Consider the following 4,689-nt stretch of genomic DNA (forward strand, 5'->3'; position numbering starts at 1 on the left):
CAATCACGCTTGCCAACGCACAACCTATAAAAGTAACCTTAGGAGAAGATACGCAAGTATTGGACGAAGTAGTTGTTACTGCATTGGGTATCAAGCGTGCAACTAAGGCGTTAAGTTATAATGTACAAGAGGTAAAAGGTGACGAATTGACAGCTGTAAAAGATGCCAATTTTATGAATTCACTATCAGGAAAGGTTGCCGGTGTTCAGATTAATAGTGGTGCAACCGGTGCTGGTGGTGCCACACGTGTTGTTATGCGTGGTATGAAATCTCTGACTAAAGATAACAATGCATTGTATGTAATTGACGGTGTACCTATTTTTAATACAGGAAAAAGCGGTGGCGAAGGATTATTTGGAGAGATGGGAGGATCAGATGCTGTTGCTGACTTAAATCCGGACGATATTGCTAGTATTAGTATGATGACCGGTCCTTCTGCGGCAGCATTATATGGTTCTGCTGCGGCAAACGGTGTTGTTTTAATTACTACTAAAAAAGGCCAAACAGAGAAAACTACCATAACAGTATCCAACAGTACTACTTTCTCTAAAGCATATATTATGCCGGATATGCAGAACCGTTATGGTACAAGTTCCGGATTATTCAGCTGGGGAGAATTGACAAACCGTCGATATAACCCATCTGACTTCTTTGAAACAGGCTCCAATGTTATCAATTCGGTAGCATTATCTACAGGAAATACCAAAAACCAGACCTATCTTTCTGCTTCTACAACTAACTCCGGTGGAATTCTTCCGAATAACTCCTATAACCGTTATAATTTTACGGCACGTAATACCACCCATTTCCTGAATGATAAACTTACTCTGGATATCGGTGCACAATATATCGTTCAGAACAACAAAAACATGGTTTCTCAAGGACAGTATTATAACCCTCTCCCATCACTGTATCTATTCCCTCGTGGAGACAACTTTGACGAAATTCGTTTGTATGAACGTTATAATACTAACTACGGCTATATGGAACAATATTGGCCTTATGGTGATGCAAGTTTGTCATTACAAAATCCATATTGGATACAAAATCGCATCAACCGTACTTCCAACAAGAAACGTTATATGATGAACGCTTCTTTGAAATGGCAGGCTACAGATTGGCTCAATGTTGTCGGTCGCGTCAATCTGGACAATTCCGACTACCGGAATAAAAACGAAAAATCAGCTTCTACATTAACAACATTCTGTGGTGTAAGTGGTGGTTTTGAAGATGCCATGCGTCAGGAACGTTCTTTATATGCCGATTTCCTGGCTAATATAGATAAAACATTTGGTGATTTTCATTTAACAGCCAATGTTGGTGCTTCCATATATCATACTTCAATGGATCAGTTATATATTGCAGGTGACCTGGTTATCCCCAACTTCTTCCAGATCAACAATATTAATTTCTCTGCCAACTATAAACCGGATCCTACCGGATATGAAGATGAAATTCAAAGTATTTTTGCCAGTGCTGAATTAAGTTGGAAAAATCAACTGTATCTAACTGTAACCGGACGTAATGACTGGGATTCAAAACTCGCATTCTCCAAACAAAAATCGTTCTTTTATCCGTCAGTCGGTTTATCGGCTTTATTATCAGAAATGGTTAAACTACCAGAGGTGATTTCTTATGCTAAAATACGCGGTTCGTATACAGTGGTAGCCTCTTCTTTCGATCGTTTCCTTACTAATCCGGGGTACGAATACAACAGCCAGACACATAACTGGGCGAATCCGACCGTATATCCGATGGACAATATGAAACCTGAAAAGACTAAATCCTGGGAAATCGGTTTGAACTTGAAATTCTGGGGAAATCGTTTTAATTTAGACGCTACTTACTATCGTTCTAACACACTGAACCAAACATTTAAGGTAGATATCCCCTCTTCTTCCGGATATAAACAAGCGATTGTACAAGCTGGTAACGTGCAAAATCAGGGTATTGAATTAGCTTTAGGATTCAGTGATAAATGGGCAGGATTCGGATGGTCTTCTAATGCGACCTTCACTCTAAACCGTAACAAGGTGAAACGACTGGCAAGCGGTAGCGTGAATCCCGTGACAGGAGAAGCTATCCAAATGGATGAAATGAATGTGGGTTGGTTAGGTAAAGAGAATGTAGCTCCTCGCGTCATCCTGACAGAAGGAGGTTCCATGACTGATATCTATGTATACAACCAGCTGACAAAAGACAATAACGGTAATATAAAAGTCGATCAGAATGGTAATCTGGGTATCACTTCATCAAACACTCCGGTAAAAGTAGGTAATCTGGATGCTGATTTCAACCTCGGATGGACCAATCATTTCACTTATAAAGGAATTGATTTAGGAGTTGTATTATCAGCCCGTGTAGGCGGATTAGCTTATTCGGCTACTCAAGGTATTTTAGATTATTATGGAGTATCCGAAACATCTGCAACAGCTCGTGATAATGGTGGTATACCTATTAATAACGGCAAAGTTAACGCCCAAAAGTATTACCAGACTATTGGTACGGGTGAAGGTGGCTACGGTCGTTATTATCTATATAGTGCAACCAATGTACGTTTGCAGGAATTGAGTCTAAACTATACACTTCCTAAAAGATGGTTTAAAAAATGTGGCGAATGTTACTTTGGGTATTGTAGGACGTAATTTATGGATGATTTATTGTAAAGCCCCATTTGACCCGGAATTGTCTGCCTCTACCTCCAGTAACTATTATATGAATGTAGACTACTTTATGCAACCCAGCTTGCGTAACTTCGGTTTTAATGTGAAAGTTCAATTTTAAAAGAAAAAGCTAATGTTATGAGAAAATATTTAAGAAATATCACAGTCGGTGCCGCTCTGTTGTTACTGGCAGGAAGTTGTACCGATAAATTTGAGGAGTATAATACGAATCAATATCAAATTCATGATGCAGACCCTGCGACTTTGATGAGATCTATGATTGAAACAATTGTGAATATTCAGCAGAATGACTCTCAAATGCAAGATCAGATGGTGGGACAGTTAGGTGGCTATCTATGCTGTTCTAACACATGGAGTGGTACAAACTTCAGCACATTCAATCAGAGTGATGCCTGGAATGCTACCCCCTGGAACACTCCGTTTGAAAAAATATATGGAAACTTTTTCCAAATACAAGAAGCGACAAATTCTACGGGACATTATTATGCTTTTGCGTGTATGATACGTGCAATAACAATGCTTCGCGTTGCGGATTGTTATGGACCGATGCCTTACAGCCAAGTAAAGAAGGGTAATTTCTATGTATCTTATGATACCCAGGAACAGGTCTATACCAGTATATTAAGTGATTTAGCCAATGCAGCCGATGTTTTGTACAACTATTATGTAGAAACAAATGGTAATGCCCCATTGGGAGCCAATGATCCGGTTTTTGATGGAAATTATTCAGGTTGGGCTAAGCTAGCCAATTCAATGCGTTTACGTGTTGCAATGCGAATCAGCGGAACATGGCCTGGCATTGCTCAAGAGGCAGCTGAAGCAGCAGTAACACATAAAGCAGGATTGATTGAAAGTAATTCGGATAATGCTATGCTTTCTTGTGGCACGCAGAGTAATCCCTATCAACTGGCAGCTGTAAGTTGGGGTGATCTGCGTGTGAATGCAAATATTGTAGATTATATGAATGCATATGGCGATCCACGTATGCCGAAGTTCTTTAATAAGTCTACCCTTGCCGGGAAAACAGATAAATATGTAGGTATGCGTACTGGAGATGCTGATTTTAAAAAGGCAGATGCAGCAGGATTCTCTATTCCTGCATATACGGCAACTTCTAAATTAATGGTTTTCTGTGCTGCAGAGACAGCGTTTTTACGTGCAGAAGGAAAATTGCGTGGTTGGAATGTCGGTTCTAAAACAGCAAAAGCCTATTACGAAGATGGTATTAATTTATCAATGGAACAATATCAGGTTTCAGCCACTGAATACATGAAGATTGACGAGGCTCCTGTCGTATCACATGAAAGTGATGTTGTGCAAAATGCTACTGCTACAATTACCAATACTGTGAGTGTAATGTGGGATGACAGCGAGGCTGACAACGTAAATGGAAAGAATTTCCAACGTGTCATTACTCAAAAATGGATCGCCAATTATCCATTAGGATTGGAAGCATGGGCTGAATATCGCCGTACAGGTTATCCGGAACTTTATCCTTGTATCGACAATCTATCAGATTGTGGTGTGAGCAGCCAACGCGGTATGCGTCGTCTAAGTTTCCCTTATACAGAGGCACAAAACAATAAAGCCAATTATGATCTGGGAGTAGCAGAACTAGGCGGTGCTGATAACGAAGCTACTGACTTAAAGTGGGCTAAAAAGAACTAATTTATATAATGCATAAAAAGGACTTTTATGAAGAAAATTTATTTATTATACATTGTACTCATATCACTGGCAACGACCTCATTGATCGGTTGCAGTGACTGGACGGAGTCAGAAGCAAAAACTTTTCCCGAATCGATCGTATCGGATGAATATTATGCGGCCTTGCGTGCCTATAAACAGACAGATCACCAAGTTGCATTTGGTTGGTTTGGTGGCTGGAGTGGTGAAGGTGCCTATATGAAAAGTTCTTTAGCCGGTATTCCTGATAGTGTAGATATTGTTTCTATTTGGGGAAATTGGTCGAACATTACAGAAGCTCAAAAAAAAAGATCTGGAA

General features: G+C 39.9%; 2 protein-coding genes and 1 pseudogene. All 3 read left to right on the plus strand.

Annotated elements, in window-relative coordinates; genetic code table 11:
* Positions 1-2: 2 nt before the first annotated feature.
* Positions 3-2,784: pseudogene (locus tag BXY_RS03195) on the plus strand (SusC/RagA family TonB-linked outer membrane protein).
* Between the two features lie 17 nt (positions 2,785-2,801).
* Positions 2,802-4,352: a SusD/RagB family nutrient-binding outer membrane lipoprotein gene (locus BXY_RS03200; RefSeq protein ID WP_015531210.1), complete on the plus strand. Its 1,551-nt coding sequence runs from the start codon at positions 2,802-2,804 to the stop codon at positions 4,350-4,352.
* Positions 4,353-4,379: 27 nt separating this feature from the next.
* Positions 4,380-4,689 (plus strand): glycoside hydrolase family 18 (locus tag BXY_RS03205; RefSeq protein ID WP_243442466.1); only part of this gene is annotated, 310 nt, incomplete at its 3' end.

It is taken from the genome of Bacteroides xylanisolvens XB1A (assembly GCF_000210075.1).
GTDB lineage: Bacteria > Bacteroidota > Bacteroidia > Bacteroidales > Bacteroidaceae > Bacteroides > Bacteroides xylanisolvens.